This window comes from Microbacterium sp. MPKO10, from assembly GCF_026107415.2.
Classification (GTDB): Bacteria; Actinomycetota; Actinomycetes; order Actinomycetales; family Microbacteriaceae; genus Paramicrobacterium.
Genome location: NZ_JAPCHX010000001.1, coordinates 685,862 through 705,765 on the forward strand (window position 1 = coordinate 685,862; position 19,904 = coordinate 705,765).

Here is a 19,904-nt window from a genome sequence, read left to right on the forward strand (position 1 = left end):
ACAATTCACGAGGAGGGTCGCATGACAAATCCGGATGCCGCGTCAGGAGCCGACGCGGCAGCGCTGCTGTGGGGCGCCCCGGGTGCAGCCGTGAAACGCGGGCCGAAGCCTCGATTCACGCTCGAGGCCATTGTCGACGCGGCCCGTCAGATCGCCGACGAAGACGGACTCTCACAGGTCACGATGCAGAACGTCGCCGATCGGCTCGGGGCGGCGAAGATGGCGCTCTACCGATATGTTCCCGGTCGGGCCGAGCTCGATGCTGTCATGCTCGACACGGCGTTCGGCAGCCCCGATGAGCTCAACGCTGGCGATTGGCGCGCCGCTCTCACCGCATGGTCGCTCGCTCTCTATGACCGTGCCCTGCAGCATCCGTGGGTCGTCGAGCTCGCGGGCAGGCCGCACACTCCCGGACCCGCCGAGATCGGGTGGTACGAGGCGGGCCTCGAGGCGCTGTCATCGCTTCCGCTGGCAGAGGCCGACAAGCTCGACGCACTTGCCCTGTTGTCTGGTCATGCGCTGTCGATGGCTCGCCGGGCCGCGGATGCAGAGAACACGGAGGAGCTCCTCGCGGTCCGGCTCTACCCTCACCTCATGGCAAACGCCCACCGCTTTCCGCGCACCGCGGCGGCATTCGCTGCCTCCTCATCGGGCGACCGCGATCATGCCCTGCGGTTCGGCATCGACCGCATCATCGATGGCCTCGCGGCCCACGCATAATGGGTGGCGCGAGGGTTCTCAGGCGGGCACCCCCTCGCCTCGAATGAGCGAATCTTGCGCCCGGGGTTCGCGTCACGAGATTCTGGAAGGTACGCCTCACGAATTCGTCACCGCAAGGAGCCGCCATCATGGACTTAAGAATCGGAATCATCGGCTTCGGAATGCGAGGAACCGAGCTCACCCGCGAAGCACATCGTCCTGGATCCGGCAGCCATGTCGCCGCCGTGTGCGAGGTGTCCGAGCGCGGGCGCGCCGCCGCAGCATCCGCGTACCCTGATGCACTCATCACCGCCGATCTCGACGAACTGCTCGCCCACGACCTCGACGCCGCCATGGTCTTCACACCTGACGACATGCACGCGCGCACGGTGATTCCCGCTCTCGATGCTGGGCTCGCGGTGTTCAGCGAGAAGCCGCTCGCCACGAGCATCGCCGACTGCGACGCGATCCTCGAAGCCGCGCACCGCAACAAGAGCCGCCTGTACGTCGGGCACAACATGCGGCACATGCCTGTTGTCACGCTGATGCGCGACATCATCGCCCGCGGCACGATCGGCGAGGTCAAAGCCGTGTGGTGTCGGCACTTCGTGGGGCACGGCGGCGACTACTACTTCAAAGACTGGCACGCCGAACGGTCGAAGTCGGTCGGGATGCTGCTGCAGAAGGGTGCCCATGACATCGACGTGATCCACTGGCTCGCGGGGCGCTACACCACGCAGGTGCAGGCCATGGGCGAGCTCGCGGTCTACGGCGACGTCACCGACCGCCGCGACCGCTCGGGCGAACTCATGGGTGATTGGTTCAGCGTCGACAACTGGCCACCGACCGCGCAGACCGGACTCAACCCGGTGATCGATATCGAAGACATCTCGCAGGTGAACATGCGCCTGGGCGGCGGCGTGCTCGCCTCGTACGAGCAGTGCCATTTCACCCCCGACTACTGGCGCAACTACACGGTGATCGGAACACACGGGCGGCTCGAGAACTTCGGCGACGAATCGGGCTCCGAGGTGGGCGTCTGGACGCACAGACTGCGAGGGTCTGGTTCGCCAGACGAGACACACGTCGTACCGGATGCTGCCGGCGGGCACGGCGGCGCTGACGCCCTCATGATTGAGGAGTTTCTGCGCTTCGCACGCGAGGGCGGCCCGACGACAACGTCGCCCGTTGCGGCACGCAATGCTGTTGCAACAGGGGTGGTTGCGACGCAATCTTTGCGCGGACGTGGCGAAACCCTTGCTATTCCGCCCATTGACGCTGATATTGCCGCATACTTCGATGCGGACCACTCTGTCCGCACCGCACCATAGCCGCGGAGCCCCACAAGCGTTCCGCGCGCACACCACCCCACAAGGGAAAGGAGCGAGGACGCCAATGAAGGCACTCTACAAGTCCGCCCCCGAGGCCGGATTCGACCTCGTCGACAGGCCAGAACCCGAACCGGCACCAGACGAAGTGAAGATCCGCGTGCTCCGCACGGGCATCTGCGGAACCGACCTGCACATTCAGCGATGGGACGACTGGGCAGCATCCGCCGTCACTCACCCACTGATTCCCGGCCATGAGTTCTGCGGCGAGGTCGTCGAGGTGGGCGACCTCGTGAAGGGCGTCGCGGTCGGCGACCTGGTCTCCGGCGAGGGCCACATCGTGTGCGGTGTGTGCCGCAACTGCCGCGCCGGGCGCCGACAGATGTGCATTCGCACACAGGGCATCGGGGTGAACCGCGACGGCGCCTTCGCCGAGTACATCACCCTGCCCGGCACCAACATCTGGACGCACAGCTCCGACATCGACAAGGACGTCGCCGCCATCTTCGACCCGCTCGGCAACGCTGTGCACACCGCCCTGTCGTTTCCCGTCGTCGGCGAAGACGTGCTGATCACGGGCTGCGGCCCCATCGGACTCATGGCCATCGCCGTCACCCGCCACATCGGGGCACGCTTCATCGTCGCTACGGACGTCAGCGACGAACGCCTCGACCTCGCCCTGGCGATGGGCGCCGATCGCGCCGTCAACCCGGCTCGCGAGTCGATCCACGACGCCTTCACATCCCTCGACATGCACGAGGGGTTCGACGTCGGGTTTGAAATGAGCGGAGCATCCGCCGCCATGCGCCAGATGATCGACAACATCAACAACGGCGGCCGCATCGCCATGCTGGGGCTGCCAAGCGAACCGTTCGCGATCGATTGGGGCTCCGTCGTCACCCGGATGCTGACGCTGAAGGGCATCTACGGCCGCGAAATGTTCGACACGTGGAACGCGATGACGGCGATGCTGCAGAGCAGCGAGACTCTCGCAGCATCCATAGGTTCGATCGTTTCTGACCGCTTCGACGCCCGCGACTGGCAGGACGCGTTCGACACCGCGGCGAACGCGGGTGGTGGCAAGGTCGTCATGGACTGGACGGAGGTCTGATGTACACGTCGTTCAAGAATCATCTGCAGGGCGAACTCGACGCGATCGACGAGGCCGGGCTCACCAAACGTGAGAATGGTATCGCTGGCGCGCAAGGGGCTCGCGTCGAGACCGGCGGGCGCGAGGTGCTGAACTTCTGCGCCAACAACTACCTCGGGCTCGCCGACGATCCTCGTGTGCGGGATGCCGCACGCGCGGCACTCGAGGAGTGGGGGTTCGGCATGGCCAGCGTGCGCTTCATCTGCGGCACGCAGACGCAACACCTCGAGCTCGAGCGCCGCATGTCGGAGTTCCTCGGCACCGAGGCGACGATCCTGTACTCGTCGTGCTTCGACGCGAACGGCGGGCTCTTCGAGGCTCTGCTCGGGCCGGACGACGCCATCATCTCCGACGAGCTCAATCATGCGTCGATCATTGACGGCATCCGCCTGTGCAAGGCGCAGCGGTACCGCTACCGCAACCGTGACCTCGCCGATCTCGAGGAACAGCTGCGTGCAGCATCCGGCGCCCGCTTCCGCGCGATCGTCACTGACGGCGTGTTCTCGATGGACGGCTCCATCGCGCCGCTTGAGGGCATCTGCGACCTGGCCGAAGCGTATGACGCACTCGTGATCGTCGACGATTCGCACGCGACAGGGTTCATCGGCGAGCACGGCCGCGGCACGCCCGAGCTGTGCGGCGTCGAGCGGCGCATCGACGTTTACACCGGAACATTCGGCAAGGCGCTCGGCGGTGCATCCGGCGGGTATGTGTCGGCGCACCGAGAGATCGTCGACCTGCTTCGGCAGCGCTCGCGCCCCTACCTGTTCTCGAATTCGCTCGCGCCGTCGGTGGTGGCGGGAACGCTTGCCGCGCTCGATCTGGTTCAGGATGCTGGTGAGCTGCGTTCTCAGCTCAGGGACAACGCCGCCGAGTTCCGTCGCCTCATGACCGAGGCGGGCTTCGACCTCGTGCCGGGGGAGCATCCGATCATCCCTGTGATGCTGGGCGATGCGAAACTGGCCGTCGACATGGCTGCGCATATGAATGCCGCGGGGATCTACGTGACGCCGTTCAGCTTTCCCGTCGTGCCGCGGGGGAAGGCGCGCATTCGCGTGCAGCTGTCTGCCGCGCACACGATTGAGCAGGTGCGCCGCTGCGTCGACGCCTTCGTTGCGGCCCGGGATGCTGTGGCCCACAGCTCCTCCGCCGAGTAGCGAAGCGCTGCGGGAGCGCGCGCCGCTGCCCTCGCCCGGTGTCTCGCCAGCGGCACGAACCGCCTTCCCGACACCTCTGCAACCCTCCGGCACCTCTGCGCCTATCCGGCACCTCTGCGCCCATCCGGCAGCGCTGCGCCTATCCGGCACCGCTGCGCCCATCCGGCAGCGCTACAGTTTCGGACCTGCGCTCCTGAATTTTCTGTAGCTCGGGGCCGAAACTGTAGCCCACCCGCCATTCAGCGTCGCGAATCAGCCGGTGATGGCTTTCAGTGCTGCGACATGCGCCTGAAGCACCTCGCGGCCGCGCGCGGTGATCGACAGCCACGTCTTCGCATACCGCCCGGCGCGGCCCTTGGCGATGTCGACGTAGCCGGCGTCCGAGAGTCGCGTGATCTGCCGTGAAAGCTCGGCATCGGTAGTGTCCACGGAGTCGCGGATGGCCGAGAACTCGGCCTTGTCCACACCCGCGAGAGCAGCGACGATCGAGAGTCGAAGCGGAGAATTGAGTTCTTTGTCGAGTCCTGTGCGCGGGTGGCTCATTTGACGGCCTTCCCCGACGAGGTGATGGCGAACCATGCTCCCGGCACCGCAACGAGCACGGCACCGATGATCCAGACCACGGCTGGTGCCTGTTCAAAAGCGACCCAGCCGACGAGCAAAGCGGCGACGTAAATGATCGCCCAGCTGAAGATCGCGATCAGGTAGCGGCGGGTGAAGTCGCGCGATCGGGCCCTGGCTGTGACACCGACAATCGAGAGGCTCACTGCCGCCCCGACGGCGAAGAACGTCCCGCCGATGATGCCACCGGGTAGGGGAACGAATCCGAACATCAGCATTGCGATCGCCGAAGCCAGAGCGAAGCAGGCCATAGCGACGCGGACTCCGATCGTGTGTTTGCGCAGCGCGGCAGAACTTGACTCTGCCCGCTCAAGCGCGGCTGCGGCATCCTGACTCTGTGGGTTCTGCGTGTCATTCATCTCTCGTCCTCCTCGTGCTGTGTTGTGATTTCTTGTAAGTAGTTACAACTATCGCATCTACTTGGCAAATATGCAAGTAGCTAGAAACTACGCATTTGGAGGAAGTCCCCGCCCAGGTCTTCGTGCCAAACTGGGGTGATGATCTCCACGCCGCTTGCCCAGCAATTGCGCGAGGCCGGGTTGACGTGGACGCCTGTGTCGGGCGATGCCTTTCAGGTCGCTGGGCACGAGTTCGAGGGCGACGTGTTCACGGTGAGTGACATGACCATCGAAGCGCACACGTTCTCGACCGGTACAGTCTTGGGCTTCAATGGCACAACGGAATGGGCCCTCGACTCGGTCGCTCTCGATGACGTCGTGTGGCTGCCGCGCGAAGACCAGCTACGTGATGCGCTTGGCGCCGCGTTCGTCGCGATGGAGCGCGTCGATGGCGCGTCGGGAGTGGAGTACGACGTCACCGTCACGGTCGACGGCGACTCGGTGATCTTCGTGAGCGAAGACCCCGCCGAGTCGTACGGCATGGCGCTGCTCGCGCTGCTGCAGAGCGTGCGCTGAGCGACACCCGATGCCGCGCCCGACGGGGGCATCCACGAGTCAGGATCCTCGGCCCGGTCCGCGCTTCTCATTCTTCGGCTGCCGACCTGCGCACCTGAATGCGGTTCAGCGCAATGTGGTGCGGTTTAGTGCAGCTCAGATCGGTTCAGCGCGTTGGGGAGGCACGACGTCCAATGTCGAGTCGGCGCGACGTCATGGCGCACGCGCCGGCTCGACTCTGCCAGCGGTTCAGGCGGCACGTGCAGCAACCGCCGCACGCGCCTCCGCCATCACCAGGTCGCCGTTGATCGCGCCACCGGCCATCGTGCCCTGCGCCGCCGCGGCCGCCACAACAGCGCCGAGTTCGCTCACGTTGCCCGCCGCCCAGACACCGTCCAAGTCGGTCTTGCCGGCGAAGTCTGTCTCGACGAAGCTGCCCATGGGGTTCTCGCTCAGCGTTCCGCCCAACTGCTCGTAGATGTCACTATTGGCGACAAAGCGCGGCGCCACCGTCAGAGCATCAATCGCGAACTCGTGGCCGCCCTCGAGCACGACAGCGTCAATCTCGCCGCCCTTCGCCCGCAGCTCAGCAACACGCCCCGAGACCACCTCAACGCCCAGTGCCGCGAGGGTGTCCCAGTCATCGTCCGACAGCTCAGGCATGGTGTGTGTGAAGAGGGTGATGTGCTCGCTCAGCTGGCGGAACAGCATCACCTGGTGCACCGCCATAGACGTCGTCCCGAGCACGCCGATTCTCTGCCCGCGCACCTCCCACCCGTGGCAGTACGGGCAGTGGAGCACGCGGGTGCCCCACAGGTCGGCGACGCCGGGCACGTCGGGCAGCTCGTCATGCAGGCCGGTGGCCAACAGGATGCGGCGAGCGCGCAGCTCGCCGCCGCCAGCGAGCTCGAGCACAACGTCGCCCCCGTCACGTCGCGCGTGTGTGACGCTGTCTGACAGCATCCGGGTGCCGTAGCCTTCGGCCTCGGCACGCCCCTGAGCGATGAGGTCGCGTGGGGAGATTCCCTCGCGCCCGAGCAGGTTGTGCACGCCGGGCGATGGCGCGTTGCGCGGCTCGCCCGCGTCGATGACGACGACAGATCGCAGTGACCGTGAGAGTGCGACAGCGGCGCTCAGGCCAGCGGCTCCGCCGCCGATGATGGCGACGTCGGCCCGTGATTCGGCGGTGGTTGCTGCACCTGTGGTCTCGGTGAGTGAGGTGTGATCGTTTGTCATGATCGTCTCCTTCGTGATGTTTCGTGTGCGCCGCTCGCAGCGGCGATTGATGGCTGAGTGGGCGGTGTGAGATGCCGGACGGCGCCCGCACACTGATGGCCGCCTGTGCTGTGTTCGGTTGTCGGAATTCGGGTACCGGTCATGGTGTCCTGAGGGCGGGAGCGTCCGTCGCGGGGCGGCGGGCAAGCAGCGCCGCACGAACCCCGCGCACCGTCGTCGCGACGCGTTCGAGCTCGCCCTCGTTTGAGAGAAGCGCCTCCAGTGCCGTGGCGTCGCGGGGGTCGAGGGGCCCGGCCGGTGCTGCGTCGCGGGCATCGAAGGGCCCGGTCGGCGCTGCCTCGCGGGCGTCGACATCCTCAATCGACGCCTCCTGCGGCACGTCGATGCCCCCAGCCAGTGGTTCCTGCCGCGCGTCGACCCGTCTGACCTGTTTGGCGGCGCCGGCCTGTTCTGGGGCTCCGGTTCGTTCTGCGGCACCGGTCTGCTCTGCAAGCTCGGTCTGCTCTGCAAATCCGGTCTGCTCAGGGCGCCCGGCGTCCGTACGACTGATCAGCGCGAAGGCCACCTTCGACAGCCACGATCGCGCATACGTAACGACGTCGGCACCACTCGCCTCCGAGGTGAGACGCGCGCGTTCACGCAGATCGAAGCCGACCTCGCCGAGGACCGGCTCCCAGTCATGGTGTGGATTCCAGCCGAGCGACGCGAGCGCGGCGCGCAGTCGCTCTTCGAGTCCGGGGCGCTCAGACGGGTAGTTCGCGGGGAGGAAGCTCGGAAGTACATCCATCTCCAGCACCGCGATGAGGCCAGAGGGCCGAAGCGCTGCATACGCGTCACGCAGCACACGCTCCGGATGTCGAAGTTCGTGTAGTGATGACGAGGCCCAGACGAGGTCGGCTCCGGCGACAGCATCCGGCCATTTTTCATTCAGATCGCACTCCACTGTGCGCACGCGGGACGCGAGCCGTTCGTCGTGGGCGCCGCGAGTCACGTGCTCCAGCATCGTGGGCGAAGCGTCGACAGCGATGACCTCGGCTTCGGGGAAGGCCCGGGCGAGCGCGAGTGTGCCCGCGCCGGTGCCAGCCCCGAGGTCGACGATCGTCTGAGGTGCGCGGTCGTACTCTGCCGCGATCATGCGCACCGCATCGTCGAGATAGGAGCCGGCGAGCGCCGCGTCGAGCGCGAGCGTCTCAGCGAGCGTCGCGGCATCGTGGTGCGCGTGTCGTTGGTGCGCATCGTGAGCGTCGTGGGAGTGCTTGGCTGTGTGAGGTGCGTGTGGTGCGGGCATGCATTCATGGTAGACGCGTTATGCGTGGATAGCATACACTTTTGCTTATGAAGCAAGACGATGCAATTGAGCCCGACGTCGATGTGCTGATCCGCCGCCGCATCCGCGGCCTCAGGGCAGCACGTGGTTGGTCGCTCGACACCCTGGCCGAACGTTGCTTCATGAGCCCCTCCACGCTCAGCCGCATCGAAACCGGGCATCGCCGCATCGCCGTTGATCAGCTCGTCACGCTGGCGCGGGCGCTCGGCACCTCTCTTGACGAGCTCGTGGAATCCCCCGACGCTGGCGACGTGGTGATCCGTCCGGAGCCGGAGGAGACTCCGGGCAGGACGACCTGGGTTCTCTCGCGCGAGAGTCAGGGCGTCACGGTAGCGAAGATGCGCATCACTCCCGAGTTCGACCCGGGCGACGAGCCACGACTGCATCCGGGAAGCGACTGGTTCACGGTCCTCGAGGGTACGGCGACGCTGTGGCTCGGCGACCACACGCACGTGATTGAGACGGGCGAAGCCGCCGAGTTCTCAACGATGGTGCCGCACGCGATCACCGCGCCCGACGGCCCCATCGAGATCCTCTCGATCTTCGACAGAGACGGCGAGCGCGCTCACCTGCACGAGGGCTAGGTGCCGGGGGCACGCGAATGCGGGATGCTGCCACGGGTCTACGCTCGTGGGCAGCATCCTCGTTGGCTGTGGCCTACCAGGGCACCCGCGTGCCGTCCCACGACCAGAGCGCACCGGTCGGGCCGTCGTCCGGAAGCAGTGCGAGTCGCAGTGCTCCTGTCGCGGCCTCGGCTGGGTCGCCGCCACCTGTCATTCCAGCAATGAGGTTCGTCTGTCGCCGGCCGGGCGCGAGCGCATTCACTCGAACGTCGTCGCCTAGAGTCTGAGCCATCAAAAGAGTGACGGCGTTGACCGCGGTCTTCGAACTCCGGTAGGCGATTCCGCCGCCCTGCACGCGCTCCCATTCGAACTGCGGGTTCGGGCCGCTGTTCCACGTCAGTGACGCCGTACCGCTCGATACGTTGACGATGCGCGGATGCTGGGAGCGACGAAGCGCCGGTAGCAGTGCCTGGGTCACCGCGATGAGGCCGAAGACGTTTATCTCGTAGGCAATCCGCAGCTGCTCGAGGTCCGTGCTCGTGATGTCTTCGCCGCCGGGGTTCACCCCCGCGTTGTTGACGAGAATGTCGAGGTCGCCGATCTGGGATGCTGCCGCCGCGATCGACGCCGCATCGGTGACGTCCAGCTGAACGACGTGCACACTCGGCCCGAGCTCTGCCGCCGCCCGCCGACCTTTGTCGATGTCGCGCGCTCCGATCCAGACGTCGACGCCGAGATCGAGCAGCTGCCGAGCAATGTCGAATCCGATCCCGCTGTTTCCTCCGGTCACCAGTGCGACCGTGGGCGATTCGGGGGATGTGATCCTCGTGGGGAGACGGTCAATCTGTGTCATAGGCAAAATCTCCAACTCCAACGGTGTGTTTGTAATACCGTACACCCCGCGACTCTCAATTCCAACTCTTAAGTTGGTACCTTGGGTTCATGGCTTGGGACACAGAGGGAACGCGGCGCCGACTGCGCGATGCCGCTTTGGTCGAGTTCGCCGAACGAGGCTTCGACGGCACGACTGTCGCGGCAATCGCGCAGCGTGCCGGCGTGAACAAGGAACGCCTGTACAGCTACTTCGGCGATAAGAAGGCGCTGTGGGAACTCGTTCTCGCGACCGAGCTGGAGCGGCTCGCCGCATCCGTCGGTCTGACCGGTGTCGGCCTGAACGACATCGGGGAGTTCGCCGGGGCAACGTTCGACTATCACGCAGCGCACCCCCAGCTGGGCCGCCTGCTGCAGTGGGAAGGCCTGCAGGGCGGCCAGCCCGCCGATGCCGCGCAGCGAACGACGCACTACCGCGACAAGGTCGACCGGTTCGCCGCCGCCCAGCGCGAAGGGGTTCTCGATGACGGCCTCGACCCGGCCCACCTCGTCTTCGCACTCATCGCCCTCGCCGCCTGGTGGCAGACGGTTCCGCAACTCGCCGAGATGATTACCGGCGCCGGGGCGAACGACACACACGAGCGGGCCCGCCGCCGCCGGTTCGTCGTCGAGGCAGCGCGCCGCATGGCGTCGCCGGGTCGCGCCTGAGCAGGGTCTCGCACATAATCAGGATGCTGACGCGCTGCGTGCGCGACAGCATCCTGATCACCTAGCTGAACAAGCCGACAATGATGTCAGCGAGCTTGTAGATCGCCAGGCAGATGAAGAGCACGGCCGTGATGACCAGCGCCACGTTCGTGTACCACTTGTTGCGCCATTCCTTCGGCACGCGGTCGGTGTTGAGCATCGGCAGAAGTGTGATCGCGAGGAACGGCAGGAACAGGGCGCCCAGAACCCCGTAGGCGATCACGAGCGCGATCGGCTTGCCGATGAGCAGGAGCAGCATCGGCGGGAACGTCAGCCAGAGCAGGTAGAAGCGGAAGTACTTGCCGTTCTCGCGGGAGTCCTTGTGGTCGGGGCCCTTGCCACGCACATTTCCCCAGAAATCGGCGAACATGAGCGACACACCGTTCCAGACGCCGATGAGCGACGAGAACGACGCCGCGAAGAAGCCGATGAGGAAGGCGACGCCGATGACGTCGCCGTACTTGTCTTTCAGGACGTCGGTCAGCTGCAGCAGCCCCTTCGAGTCCGCGCTCAGTGTCACGCCCGCCTCGGCGACGACGGTCGCGCCCACGATGAACATCGAGATTACGAAGATGCCGGTGATCACGTAGGCCATCGTGTTGTCGATGCGCATGACGCGCATCCACGACGGGTGCGACCACCCCTTCTCACGCAGCCAGTACCCGTAGGCCACGAGGGTGATGGTGCCGCCGATGCCGCCGGCCATCGCCAGGGTGTACAGGACTGAATCGCCGGGGAGCCGCGGGACCAGGCCGGCCAGCAGATCGGGCAGACTCGGAGCCGCGATGATCGCGAGGCCGACGATCACGACGAACATGATGCCGACAAGCGCGGCGGTGATCTTCTCGAACACCGCATAGCGGTTGAACCACACAAGCACGAGGCCGACGAGACCGCAGATGACGGCGATCAGATTCAGCGGGACACCGGGCAGCAGCGCGGCGATCGGCATCGCCGTCGTCACCATTGCCGTTGCCCCGTAGATGAATCCCCAAATGATGATGTAGGGCGCGAAGTACCACACCGGCCACCGTCCGAGCGAGCGCCAGCCCTCGAAGATCGTCTTTCCCGACGCGAGGACGTAGCGGCCCGCGCCCTCGACGAGCACGATCTTCAGAATGACGCCGACGATGATCGCCCACAGCAGGGCGAACCCGAACATCGACCCCGCGACGAGCGTCGACACCATGTCGGCTGCACCCACGCCGGTTGCGGCGACAACGAGCCCTGGCCCGATGACCTTCCATTTCTTACGCGGTTCTGCTGTGAGATCCGGTGCTGCATTTGCCATCGGTTCCATCCCCTCGAGTGCGCGTCACTGCGCCATGTGCATCAGCGTTTTCACGGTAAACCCACGCGTGCTGATTTCGGAGGATTTGTGCGTGACGGGTTCACCACGTTTATCAATAGGTGTTTGACTCCGCACAGCGTATGGTGAGGCCACGGGGCCATTCGGGCTCCCGAACAAGGGAGCGGACCATGTCCGACAAATCGCCCAAGAAAAACGGCCAGAAAACCGCCGCCACCCGCACTCTCAAAGAGAAGCGCGCAGACAAGAAGTCGAAGGCCAACGACCGCGCACAGAGCGATGTTGTCGACGCGATGAAGGGCAAGAAGCGCTAACAGGCTGACCCGGCAGCTGCGCAGTCAGCCAGCTCTGCGCCCGGGCGGCATAGGCTGAGGACATGTCCGTCAGTACCGTCGGCGTGCCGCAGCATCCTGCCCGCGCCCAGTTGCAGGCGCTGTGCACGCGCGTCATCGATTGGCAGCGCGGGCTTCTGCCCGCAGCATCCGACGACGTGCGGTCCGCGGCCGTTCTGATCCTGTTCGGCGTGCTCGACAACGCGCCCGCCGACTCTGATGGGCCCGTGTCCGCCGACCTCGACGTTCTGCTTCAGCGCCGCGCCGCGACCCTGAGATCGCATCCGGGCCAGATCTCGTTTCCCGGCGGGCGGATCGAGACAGGCGACACGGATGCTGTCGATGCAGCGTTGCGCGAGGCCCGCGAAGAGACGGGGCTTGACCCGGCTGGCGTCGAAGTTCTCGGGACGCTGCCCGAGGCGCCGCTCGCCGCGAGCAGTCACGTGGTCACTCCCGTGCTGGGCTGGTGGCAGCATCCGTCACGCGTCGCGGCCGTCGACCACGCCGAGACCGTCGAGGTCTTCCGTGTGCCGGTCGCCGACCTTGTGAATCCCGCGAACCGCATCACCTCGGTGCGGCACTACGGCGCGCGTACGTTTCGAGCACCGGCGTTCACCCTTGCGGCATCCGACACGCTCTTGTGGGGCTTCACCGGCGTGCTGCTGTCGCGAATCTTCGACGAGCTGGGCTGGGCCGAGCCGTGGGATGCCGCACGCGAGGTCGAGGTGTAGCGGCCACGCGCACGCATTCGGAGACATGCCTGCACCCGTGATCTCGGGACTCCCAAACCGCGGATCTCCACGCGCAGAACCCGTGCTCGCGCCGAGATCTCCGAAAGTCGGGCACGCTCCCCCACCAGCACCAGTGCCAGCACCAGTGCCAGTGCCAGTGCCAGTGCCAGTGCCAGTGCCAGTGCCAGTGCCACCAGCATCAGTGCGACACACGCTCAGGCGGGGCGACGCACCTCAAACAACTCGCACACCGTGTCGTAATAGGCATCGCTCTGCCCCAAGTGCGTCATGCCGATGCGCCGGCATACCGCCATCGACGCCGCATTCGCGGGATTCGTCACGGCGACGATCCGGTCGAGCCCGGCCGCCCACGCGTGGTCGAGCACGCGTCGCGCCGCCTCACTGGCAAAGCCATGCCCCCACGCGTCCGGGTGAAGATGCCAGCCAATCTCGGTTTCTCCTGAAGGAACACCGCCCGTGCCCGAAGCCGGAATTGACTTGAGCAGCAGGGCGCCGAGCAGCTGCTCGTCGTCGGTGCGCTCAATGGCCCAAATGTGATGAACCGGATGCTGCAGGTCGCTCCAGCGCTCAAGCAGCTTCACCGCTTCGTCGCGCTCTTGCATCACCTCGCCCTGCCCGATGTAGCGTCGCACTTCGTGTCGCGAGTACATGTCGAACACGAAGTCGGCGTCGCGCACGGTCCATGAGCGGAGGGTCAGGCGATCTGTGGTGAGGTCGTGAAGCACGTGGTCAATGGTTTCACACCGTATCTTCATGGGTTCTGAGGCCTGCGTGCGGGCTACAGGGTGCCGGCACCGCCTGCGCGTTGCGTGCGGAAGACCCCTCGCTCCGCACTCCGCACTGCGAACTGCGCGGGTCGCGACGTGCAGCACGCGCAGCTCACGGCTCACCGGTGGGCGGCACGCAGCTCAGAGAGTACGCGGTCAGAGCCAGTCGATGAACCGTTGGAGCTCATCAGGGATGCTGACGGAATCCGGGTCGTACAGCCACTGAATCTGCAGGCCGTCCCAGAGGGCGATGAACCAGGCCGCGCTACGCACCGGATCGACCACGTGCCGCGAGTGCTTCCGCAGAAGATCGGCAAACTCGATGATTCCCCGTCGATAGCGCTGCTCAAAGTACTGGTGAGCGGGGTGCCCCTGGCTCATCGCCTCGCAGACGAGAACGGTATACAGCTCGACGAGCCCCGACTGCACCGCGTTGTCGCGCGCTCCGTCGAGAAGCCCGTCAACGCTGTAGAACTCCGGGCCGGCGAACGTGGACTCGATCCGCCGGTCACGCTCGGCGATGACGGACCGCAACAGGGAATCCTTCGACCCGATGTGATGCAGGAGCGTTGACTTCGACACACCGACGCGCGCAGCGATCTCGCTCAGGCTGGTCGCGAGGAATCCGCGCTGCGCAAACAGCGTCGTTGCTTCCTCGACGATCTGCGCGCGCTTTTGCCGCCCGCGAGCGTAGCCAAGGGGCGTCGGCTCCTGCCCCAGCTGAAAGTCACCGGGGTCTGGATCCTGCCAGGGCCTCGGCTCCGCAGCATCCCGAGCGAAGAATGCCTCGAGTTCAGCGGCGACGTCGATCTCTGTCAGGTAGAGCGACATGATCTGCAGTCCGTCCCAGAGACCGGCGACGACCTTCGAAGCATCCCGGCGCGACGCCGACACTTCCTCACGCAGGTCACGGTACCGACGGACGAAATGGCCGTGGGCCGGATGCTGCTCGGGCGTCGCCTCCCCCGCGAGCGCCGAGAACAACTCGCCGTATCCAGGGAGGCTGGCATTGCGGTGCGCGAGGGCGACGACAAGTTCTTCATAGGTGAGTTCCGGATGCTCGTCGGCCCAGTCGTGGTTCGCGCGCTCCCACCGGTCGAGCAGCGCAAGCAGAATCGCGTCCTTCGACGGGTAATACCGCAACACGGATGCGTGCGAGATCCCGACCCGCGCGGCAATGTCACGCACGGAGACGCCGTTGAAGCCTACCTCGGCAAACAGCGCGTATGCGGCATCGAGAAGCTCTTTCTCACGCGCTCGTCCCGGTGCGTACCGGCGCACAGCAGTGTCGCTCACAGCACCTCCCTGACGCTTCAACAATACGTGACCTGTAAAGCTAACCACTCGGTCGAGTTTTAAGCTACAGTACTTCTCGAGCAATGATCGCTCGTCCCGAAAGGAACCCTCATGACAGAGCCGTCATCCCCTCCCGGCGTCGAGGCGCTTTCCGCCCAGACGGAGAACCTCGCAGCGGCAGCATCCGGCCCCACCTCCCCCGGCCGCGAGCCACGCGGCTACGTTGCAACGCTTGGTGCCGCGAACTTCGGCATTTTCGTCTCGCTGCTCACACCCGTCTTGGTCTCGATGGCCTTCAAAGTGCAGCACCTCACCGACAGCGCAGCCGAGGCCACCGGGGCTCTCGGACTTGTCCTCGGCGTCGGCGCGTTCTTCGCGCTCGTCGCCAACCCGCTCGTCGGCCGACTCTCAGACCGGACCGTCTCACGCCTCGGAATGCGTCGCCCGTGGATCATCGGCGGTGTCATCGTGGCGTTCCTCGCGTTTGCGCTGATCGGCGTCGCCACCTCGGTCTGGATCGTTCTGGTGGGCTGGTGCCTCGCCCAGTCAGCCATGAACGCCGTGCTTGCAGCCGTGCACGCGACCTTGCCCGACCAGGTCCCCTCCGAGCGCCGCGGCAAAGCGTCAGGCATCGTCGGAATCATGACGCCACTCGGGATCCTCGGGGGGAGCTTCATCGTGAACTTTCTCGACAGCGATGTCACGCGTTTCGTGGTTCCCGGTGCCGTGGCGCTCGTACTCTGCCTCCTCTTCGCGATCACGCTGAAAGACCGCGTGCTCACGACAAAGCCCGCTCAGCGACTCACTCTCGCCCAGTTCTTCGGCTCATTCGTCTTCAACCCGGTGAAGCACCCAGATTTTGCTTGGGCGTGGATTACGAAGTTCCTCGTCATGTTCGGCTATGCCGGCATCGCCACGTTCCTGCCGTACTACCTCACCGAGAAGTTCTCGCTGACCGAGCAGGACGCCATCACCACGATCCTGCTGGCCAACATCTCCTCGATGATCGCCATGGCTGTCTCGAGCCCCATCGGCGGCATCCTCTCCGATCGCTGGGGCAAACGCCGCCCCTTCGTCACCTTCGCCGGTGTCGTCATGGTCATCGGGCTGGTCATTCTGTCATTCGCCCCGAGCATCGGTGTGCTGATTGTGGGCCAGACGATCATCGGCTTCGGCGCCGGCGCCTTCTTCTCTGTCGACCTCGCACTCACCACCGAGGTGCTGCCGAACCCCGACGACACGGCGAAGGACCTCGGGGTCCTCAACATCGCCAACGCACTGCCGCAGTCGGTCGCCCCCGCAATCGCCCCCGGCGTCATCGCGCTCGGCGCGCTCACGCCACTCGGCGGGTACACGGTCTACTACCTGTTCGGTGGCCTCGTCGCACTTGCCGGTGCCGTGCTCGTCTACCGCATCAAGTCCGTCGCGTAATCAGCGGCCCGCCTCATCCAGCTCGCTCACGACACAAGGACGACCATGACAGACACCACACGACAGGATGCTGCCGCTGTCACAGCATCCGGAATCGACCCCGCTTTTCGCGACAGCGATCTGCCGCTCACCGACCGCGTTGAGAACCTTCTCGGGCAGATGACACTTGACGAGAAGGCCGGGCTCTTCTTCCACACGATGATCACGATCGGCGAGGGTGGGGAGCTCGCCGAGGCCGACGCGGCATTTGGGCTGCCCGCGACGCGCGAGTTCATTGACGACAAGCTCATGACGCACTTCAATGTGCTCGGCGCGGCACCGGACGCCGCGACGATGGCGCGCTGGCACAACCGGCTGCAGGAACGCGCGTCGGCGACGCGGCTCGGCATCCCCGTGACCCTGTCCACCGACCCACGACACTCGTTCACCGACAACCCGGGCGCAGCACTCCTCGCCGGGGCGTTCTCGGAATGGCCCGAGATGCTCGGCCTCGCGGCGATCGGCGATGACGCGCTCGTCGAGGAGTTCGCGCGAATCGCGCGCGTCGAATACACAGCGGTCGGGCTGCGCGTGGCGCTGCACCCGCAGATCGACCTCGCCACCGAACCGCGCTGGGCGCGCCAGCTCGCCACATTTGGGGAGGATGCCGCTCTCACATCGCGCCTGGTGCCGGCGTATATCCGCGGCTTCCAGGGCGCCGAACTCGGGCCGGATTCCGTGGCAACGATGACGAAGCACTTCCCCGGGGGCGGTCCGCAGAAAGACGGCGAAGACCCGCACTTCGCGTACGGGCGGGAGCAGATCTACCCGGGCGGGCAGTTCGAGCACCACCTGAAGCCCTTCGAGGCGGCCTTCGCAGCGGGCACGAGCCAGATCATGCCGTACTACGGGATGCCGGTGGGCACTGATTACGACGAGGTCGGATTCGGCTTCAACAGGTCTGTCATCACGGGGCTGCTGCGTGAGCGCTACGGCTTCGACGGAATCGTCTGCACCGACTGGGGGCTGCTCACTGACGCGTCGATCATGGGTCAACCATTCCCGGCCCGAGCCTGGGGCGTCGAGCACCTGTCACCGCGCGAACGCATGCTCATGGCGCTCAACGCCGGTGTCGACCAGTTCGGGGGCGAGGCGTGCCCTGAGCTGCTGATCGACCTCGTGCGATCGGGCGACGTCTCCGAAGACCGGCTTGATACCTCTGCCCGCCGTCTGCTGCGCGAGAAGTTCCGTCTCGGCCTGTTCGATGCCCCGTTCGTCGACGTGCAGCACGCCGACGCGGTTGTCGGTTCTCCTGAGTTCCGTGAGGCGGGCGAGCGCGCACAGCGCGCCGCGATCACGGTACTCACCAACAAGGGCGCGGCTCTGCCTGCCCGCCGAGGACTGCGCCTCTATGTGGAGGGCATCGATCGGGAGATCGCAGCTGAATACGGCAATATCGTGAGCGCACCGGAAGACGCGGAGCTCGCCGTGCTGCGACTCCAGGCTCCCTACGAGCAGCGCGAGACGATGTTCGAGAACTTCTTCCACGCCGGCTCGCTCGAGTTCGACAGCACTGTTCTCGACCATGTCGCCGCTGTCGCAGCATCCGTCCCCACCGTTGTCGACGTCTTCCTTGACCGCCCGGCAATTCTCGAGCCGATCGTCGAATCAACGGATGCTGTCGTCGCAAACTTCGGCGCGAACCCGCGGGCACTGCTCGACGTACTGGTCGGAGACGCAACGGCGAGGGGCCGGCTGCCATTCGATGTTCCGCGCAGCATGGACGCGGTGCGGGCCAGCCGGCCCGACGTGCCGTTCGACACGGAGGACCCGTTGTTCCGGTTCGGTCACGGCCTCACGCTCTGATACCGGACTGGCTCGCCGACTCACACGGGCGCCGCATCGACTGACGTATCGATGCGGCGCCCACGCTCGTCATTGCGGCAGCATCCATCATTCGTTCAGGCTTACGATGTTGCATAGCGTGGCAGGCACATGATCATCGGGGAGGTCGCCATGAAGTTCAGAACACTCGTATTCACGGTCATCGTCGGAGCGCTGTTCTTCAGCCTCGGCGTGCGCAGTGAGCGTGGCGAGTTTGACGACGCCAAGAAGCGTGTCAAGGCGTGGTCAAGCCCCGCCATTAAAGAGGCCCGCAAGCGCGTCAAGAAGCTCGACAAGCAGCTCGCGAAGAAGCTGAAGTAGCCGATATGGGCCTCTTCTCGCGCACGCCCCCGCCGGCGCCCGCGCGCCCCCTCCGCACGCTGTGGACCGACGGCTTCGGCAGCATCGCCACGCGTTGTGTGCAGATCATCGCCGTGCTCGCCGTCGTCGGTGTCGCCGTCTACGGTCTGATGCAGCTGAGCCTCGTGCTCATCCCGGTTATTCTTGCGTTGATCTTCGCGTCGGCGTTCAACCCGCTTATGTCATTCATGCGGCGCAAGGGCGTTCCGAGTCTGCTCGGCACGATCATCGCGCTGCTCGGATCCCTGGCGATCATTGCCGCCGTCGTGTGGCTCATCGTCTGGACCGTGCGATCGCAGTGGGACGAGCTCATTGACTCGGCAAACAACGGCATCTCACAGCTGCAGACTTACTTTGAGCACCTGCCGTTCTCTATCGACCAGGAACAGATCGACTCCGTGCGCGACACGGTCGTCGACTTCGTGACCAGCAGCCAGTTTGGCTCCGGAGCCATCGCGGGCGTCTCAGCGACCGCGAGCTTCTTCACGGGCCTCGTGCTCATGATGGTCGTGCTGTTCTTCTTCTTGAAGGACGGGCCGGCGATCTGGGAGTTCGTGCTGCGTCCCTTCGAGGGTGAGCACTATGAGCGCGCTCGTCGCATCGGCGACAAAACGGTGTCGACGCTGGGCGGCTACGCTCGCGGAACGTCGATCGTGGCGGCGGCGGATGCCATCGGTATCGGCATCGGGCTTGCGATCCTTCAGGTGCCGCTCGCGATTCCGCTCGCCGTGATCGTCTTCCTCACCGCGTTCATTCCGATTGTCGGAGCGACGCTCGCCGGCATCCTCGCCGCTCTGGTTGCGCTCGTGACCAACGGGCCGCTCGCCGCGGTGATCGTGATCGCGATCGTCGTCTTGGTCAACCAGCTCGAGGGCAACTTCCTGCAGCCGGTCGTGATGGGCCGCTCGCTGAAGCTGCACGCTCTGGTCATCCTGCTTGCTCTGACAGTGGGTACGATCCTCGGCAACATCGTCGGCGCGGTGCTCGCGGTGCCGATCGCAGCTGTCGCTTGGGGCATTGTCACGGTGTGGAATGGTGAGGACGAACCGGCGAAGCCGTTCAAGCAGAAGCGTCCAGAGGTGGCGTAGTACGTCACATCAATGCTGGCTCATGGGACCGCGAGGGTCGGAATGAGGTGGATTCGAGCTGCACCGTGCGCCGAACGCACCCGAACTGGGGGTACCCAGCGGGTGGGTCAGGCGTGCTAGCCTCCCCGGACCAGACACCCGTCAGCTGAGAGGC

21 protein-coding genes are annotated in these 19,904 nt (G+C 65.5%); 13 read left to right on the forward strand and 8 right to left on the reverse strand.

The window, feature by feature from the left end; genetic code table 11:
• Positions 1–21: 21 nt before the first annotated feature.
• The 4 genes from OK352_RS03265 (at position 22) to OK352_RS03280 (ending at position 4,334) form a co-directional block, all read left to right on the forward strand.
• Positions 22–720: a TetR/AcrR family transcriptional regulator gene (locus OK352_RS03265; protein WP_265139957.1), complete on the forward strand. Its 699-nt coding sequence runs from the start codon at positions 22–24 to the stop codon at positions 718–720.
• Positions 721–848: 128 nt separating this feature from the next.
• Positions 849–2,030 (forward strand): Gfo/Idh/MocA family protein, encoded by a 1,182-nt coding sequence (locus OK352_RS03270; protein WP_265139958.1) that lies wholly within the window; start codon positions 849–851, stop codon positions 2,028–2,030.
• Between the two features lie 64 nt (positions 2,031–2,094).
• Entirely contained in the window at positions 2,095–3,138 is a 1,044-nt protein-coding gene (gene tdh, locus OK352_RS03275) for an L-threonine 3-dehydrogenase (RefSeq protein ID WP_265139959.1), read from the forward strand.
• A complete protein-coding gene (locus tag OK352_RS03280; RefSeq protein WP_265139960.1) occupies positions 3,138–4,334 on the forward strand; it encodes a glycine C-acetyltransferase in 1,197 nt (398 codons plus the stop codon). Before tdh ends, OK352_RS03280 begins: the two co-directional genes overlap by 1 nt.
• Positions 4,335–4,586: 252 nt before the next feature.
• Here OK352_RS03280 and OK352_RS03285 read toward each other — a convergent pair whose 3' ends face one another.
• The gene (locus OK352_RS03285; RefSeq protein ID WP_265139961.1) at positions 4,587–4,877 is read right to left on the reverse strand and encodes a transcriptional regulator; all 291 of its coding nucleotides are present in this window, start codon (positions 4,875–4,877) and stop codon (positions 4,587–4,589) included.
• Positions 4,874–5,314: a hypothetical protein gene (locus OK352_RS03290; protein WP_265139962.1), complete on the reverse strand. Its 441-nt coding sequence runs from the start codon at positions 5,312–5,314 to the stop codon at positions 4,874–4,876. The genes OK352_RS03285 and OK352_RS03290 overlap by 4 nt, the downstream gene beginning before the upstream one ends.
• A 138-nt stretch (positions 5,315–5,452) precedes the next feature.
• Between OK352_RS03290 and OK352_RS03295 the strand changes: the two genes are divergently transcribed.
• Positions 5,453–5,869: a pilus assembly protein CpaE gene (locus OK352_RS03295; RefSeq protein ID WP_265139963.1), complete on the forward strand. Its 417-nt coding sequence runs from the start codon at positions 5,453–5,455 to the stop codon at positions 5,867–5,869.
• 228 nt (positions 5,870–6,097) lie between these two features.
• On the opposite strand, the gene OK352_RS03300 is transcribed toward OK352_RS03295, so the two are convergent.
• Positions 6,098–7,084: an NAD(P)/FAD-dependent oxidoreductase gene (locus tag OK352_RS03300; RefSeq protein WP_265139964.1), complete on the reverse strand. Its 987-nt coding sequence runs from the start codon at positions 7,082–7,084 to the stop codon at positions 6,098–6,100.
• 139 nt (positions 7,085–7,223) lie between these two features.
• On the reverse strand, positions 7,224–8,372 hold the full coding sequence (locus OK352_RS03305; RefSeq protein ID WP_265139965.1) for a class I SAM-dependent methyltransferase: 1,149 nt from the start codon (positions 8,370–8,372) through the stop codon (positions 7,224–7,226).
• Between the two features lie 47 nt (positions 8,373–8,419).
• Here OK352_RS03305 and OK352_RS03310 point away from each other — a divergent pair, with 47 nt between their 5' ends.
• Positions 8,420–8,995, forward strand: coding sequence for a helix-turn-helix domain-containing protein (locus OK352_RS03310; protein WP_265139966.1), 576 nt, complete (start codon positions 8,420–8,422; stop codon positions 8,993–8,995).
• A gap of 73 nt (positions 8,996–9,068) precedes the next feature.
• On the opposite strand, the gene OK352_RS03315 is transcribed toward OK352_RS03310, so the two are convergent.
• Positions 9,069–9,827, reverse strand: a complete 759-nt coding sequence (locus OK352_RS03315; RefSeq protein ID WP_265139967.1) for an SDR family NAD(P)-dependent oxidoreductase — start codon at positions 9,825–9,827, stop codon at positions 9,069–9,071.
• Between the two features lie 89 nt (positions 9,828–9,916).
• Here OK352_RS03315 and OK352_RS03320 point away from each other — a divergent pair, with 89 nt between their 5' ends.
• Positions 9,917–10,513, forward strand: coding sequence for a TetR/AcrR family transcriptional regulator (locus tag OK352_RS03320; RefSeq protein WP_265139968.1), 597 nt, complete (start codon positions 9,917–9,919; stop codon positions 10,511–10,513).
• Positions 10,514–10,574: 61 nt separating this feature from the next.
• On the opposite strand, the gene OK352_RS03325 is transcribed toward OK352_RS03320, so the two are convergent.
• Entirely contained in the window at positions 10,575–11,843 is a 1,269-nt protein-coding gene (locus OK352_RS03325; protein ID WP_265139969.1) for an Nramp family divalent metal transporter, read from the reverse strand.
• Between the two features lie 188 nt (positions 11,844–12,031).
• On the opposite strand from OK352_RS03325, the gene OK352_RS03330 reads away from it, so the two are divergent.
• Positions 12,032–12,175: a hypothetical protein gene (locus OK352_RS03330; RefSeq protein ID WP_265139970.1), complete on the forward strand. Its 144-nt coding sequence runs from the start codon at positions 12,032–12,034 to the stop codon at positions 12,173–12,175.
• 62 nt (positions 12,176–12,237) lie between these two features.
• A complete protein-coding gene (locus tag OK352_RS03335; protein ID WP_265139971.1) occupies positions 12,238–12,924 on the forward strand; it encodes an NUDIX hydrolase in 687 nt (228 codons plus the stop codon).
• 215 nt (positions 12,925–13,139) lie between these two features.
• Here OK352_RS03335 and OK352_RS03340 read toward each other — a convergent pair whose 3' ends face one another.
• On the reverse strand, positions 13,140–13,670 hold the full coding sequence (locus tag OK352_RS03340) for a GNAT family N-acetyltransferase (RefSeq protein ID WP_306387767.1): 531 nt from the start codon (positions 13,668–13,670) through the stop codon (positions 13,140–13,142).
• Positions 13,671–13,868: 198 nt separating this feature from the next.
• On the reverse strand, positions 13,869–15,008 hold the full coding sequence (locus tag OK352_RS03345; RefSeq protein WP_265139973.1) for a TetR/AcrR family transcriptional regulator: 1,140 nt from the start codon (positions 15,006–15,008) through the stop codon (positions 13,869–13,871).
• 111 nt (positions 15,009–15,119) lie between these two features.
• Between OK352_RS03345 and OK352_RS03350 the strand changes: the two genes are divergently transcribed.
• The 4 genes from OK352_RS03350 (at position 15,120) to OK352_RS03365 (ending at position 19,750) form a co-directional block, all read left to right on the forward strand.
• A complete protein-coding gene (locus tag OK352_RS03350) occupies positions 15,120–16,439 on the forward strand; it encodes an MFS transporter (RefSeq protein WP_265139974.1) in 1,320 nt (439 codons plus the stop codon).
• A gap of 45 nt (positions 16,440–16,484) precedes the next feature.
• Entirely contained in the window at positions 16,485–18,284 is a 1,800-nt protein-coding gene (locus OK352_RS03355; RefSeq protein ID WP_265139975.1) for a glycoside hydrolase family 3 protein, read from the forward strand.
• 150 nt (positions 18,285–18,434) lie between these two features.
• Positions 18,435–18,623 carry a hypothetical protein gene (locus tag OK352_RS03360; protein WP_265139976.1) on the forward strand — a complete coding sequence of 63 codons (189 nt, stop codon included), beginning with the start codon at positions 18,435–18,437 and terminating at the stop codon, positions 18,621–18,623.
• A 5-nt stretch (positions 18,624–18,628) separates the two neighbouring features.
• Entirely contained in the window at positions 18,629–19,750 is a 1,122-nt protein-coding gene (locus tag OK352_RS03365; RefSeq protein WP_265139977.1) for an AI-2E family transporter, read from the forward strand.
• Positions 19,751–19,904: the final 154 nt, after the last annotated feature.

Excerpts from the sequence above, each read along its gene's own strand:
- OK352_RS03265 (WP_265139957.1), top strand. The coding sequence starts at position 22 with ATGACAAATCCGGATGCCGCGTCAGGAGCCGACGCGGCAGCGCTGCTG.
- OK352_RS03270 (WP_265139958.1), top strand. The coding sequence starts at position 849 with ATGGACTTAAGAATCGGAATCATCGGCTTCGGAATGCGAGGAACCGAG.
- tdh (WP_265139959.1), top strand. The coding sequence starts at position 2,095 with ATGAAGGCACTCTACAAGTCCGCCCCCGAGGCCGGATTCGACCTCGTC.
- OK352_RS03280 (WP_265139960.1), top strand. The coding sequence starts at position 3,138 with ATGTACACGTCGTTCAAGAATCATCTGCAGGGCGAACTCGACGCGATC.
- OK352_RS03285 (WP_265139961.1), bottom strand. The coding sequence starts at position 4,877 with ATGAGCCACCCGCGCACAGGACTCGACAAAGAACTCAATTCTCCGCTT.
- OK352_RS03290 (WP_265139962.1), bottom strand. The coding sequence starts at position 5,314 with ATGAATGACACGCAGAACCCACAGAGTCAGGATGCCGCAGCCGCGCTT.
- OK352_RS03295 (WP_265139963.1), top strand. The coding sequence starts at position 5,453 with ATGATCTCCACGCCGCTTGCCCAGCAATTGCGCGAGGCCGGGTTGACG.
- OK352_RS03300 (WP_265139964.1), bottom strand. The coding sequence starts at position 7,084 with ATGACAAACGATCACACCTCACTCACCGAGACCACAGGTGCAGCAACC.
- OK352_RS03305 (WP_265139965.1), bottom strand. The coding sequence starts at position 8,372 with ATGCCCGCACCACACGCACCTCACACAGCCAAGCACTCCCACGACGCT.
- OK352_RS03310 (WP_265139966.1), top strand. The coding sequence starts at position 8,420 with ATGAAGCAAGACGATGCAATTGAGCCCGACGTCGATGTGCTGATCCGC.
- OK352_RS03315 (WP_265139967.1), bottom strand. The coding sequence starts at position 9,827 with ATGACACAGATTGACCGTCTCCCCACGAGGATCACATCCCCCGAATCG.
- OK352_RS03320 (WP_265139968.1), top strand. The coding sequence starts at position 9,917 with ATGGCTTGGGACACAGAGGGAACGCGGCGCCGACTGCGCGATGCCGCT.
- OK352_RS03325 (WP_265139969.1), bottom strand. The coding sequence starts at position 11,843 with ATGGCAAATGCAGCACCGGATCTCACAGCAGAACCGCGTAAGAAATGG.
- OK352_RS03330 (WP_265139970.1), top strand. The coding sequence starts at position 12,032 with ATGTCCGACAAATCGCCCAAGAAAAACGGCCAGAAAACCGCCGCCACC.
- OK352_RS03335 (WP_265139971.1), top strand. The coding sequence starts at position 12,238 with ATGTCCGTCAGTACCGTCGGCGTGCCGCAGCATCCTGCCCGCGCCCAG.
- OK352_RS03350 (WP_265139974.1), top strand. The coding sequence starts at position 15,120 with ATGACAGAGCCGTCATCCCCTCCCGGCGTCGAGGCGCTTTCCGCCCAG.
- OK352_RS03355 (WP_265139975.1), top strand. The coding sequence starts at position 16,485 with ATGACAGACACCACACGACAGGATGCTGCCGCTGTCACAGCATCCGGA.
- OK352_RS03360 (WP_265139976.1), top strand. The coding sequence starts at position 18,435 with ATGAAGTTCAGAACACTCGTATTCACGGTCATCGTCGGAGCGCTGTTC.
- OK352_RS03365 (WP_265139977.1), top strand. The coding sequence starts at position 18,629 with ATGGGCCTCTTCTCGCGCACGCCCCCGCCGGCGCCCGCGCGCCCCCTC.